The sequence below is a fragment of the Streptococcus sp. 1F3 genome (genome assembly GCF_054968985.1).
Window position 1 is genome coordinate 1 of record NZ_JBUEQR010000128.1, and the last position, 1,024, is coordinate 1,024.

Annotated in this window: 1 protein-coding gene; it reads right to left on the reverse strand. The window is 41.7% G+C overall.

Annotated features, from left to right (window positions below):
- Positions 1-1,012, reverse strand: a 1,012-nt coding sequence (locus ACVPON_RS10205) for an ISAs1 family transposase (protein WP_462878537.1), incomplete at its 3' end; no start/stop codon positions are given.
- Positions 1,013-1,024: the final 12 nt, after the last annotated feature.

A 1,024-nucleotide genomic window follows, 5' to 3' on the forward strand; every position in this document is an offset into this window, starting at 1 on the left:
GACAAACTTTGCGAATAGCATTCAAATTGAAGGAAGCTCGTTTATCTAAGGTTTGGTTCTTATCTTCTCGGTAAACCACATCTAACAACCAATGTAGGCTTTCAACCGACCAATGACCACGAACAACCTGAGAAAAAGTTTGCACATCACCTTTGAAACTGAGGATAAAGTATCGAACTTCTTCCGTAATGATGCCGTCTTTATCAATGGTATTCTTAGTCTTCCCAATCCCACGAAGGTTCTTCCATTTTGGGTGTCGTTGGCTCAGCCATTTCACATCGTGAGAAACCCAGTAGTCCCTCACCTCAATCTGACTGCGTGCCTTTTCGATGGTCTGATAATGACAGTCTTTCTCTGTCAACTTAGATAATAATTTGGCATCACTAAAATAAAGGTCAATATCCTCATGGAGAGTACCTTGATTTCCTTTGACTGCCAAGCAATAATCTCCCTTGCCCCTTATAATCACATCCGCAATGTCTGTCTGGGTGCCCATGGCATCAATCGTGACAACACTCTTACGAAGGTCTAGCTGACGCAAGAGGCGAGGAATGGCTGTGATTTCATTGCTTTTATCCTCAACAGCTACCTGTCCAAGGCTAATCCGATTACCACCATCATAAGCAGTGACAATATGAGTAGGAGATTGGTGTTTTCCTCGATTCCCCCGAATCGTTTTTCCGTCAACGGCGATCAGTTTGGAAAAATTTGCCGTTTCTGAAGAGGATTCGAAAGACAGTTTCAGTTCTTTCAAGAAATCTGGATTAACCATACTCACTACACGTTCCAAGGTATCATGAGAAGGACAACCGATACTCAAGTCAACGTATTCTCCCAAGACAGATTCGTTCATTTCGATGAAATCTTCCATCTCTTTCCATGTTTCAATCCCTGCCAATTGACAAACGAAAACTAGAAAGAGAATAGTAGATAAGGGATAGCGGATTTTCCAAGCTTGACGGCTATCGTACTCTTCTTTGTGTTCTTCTATGGATAAAAGAAAATCAATCATTGTAGTTCACCT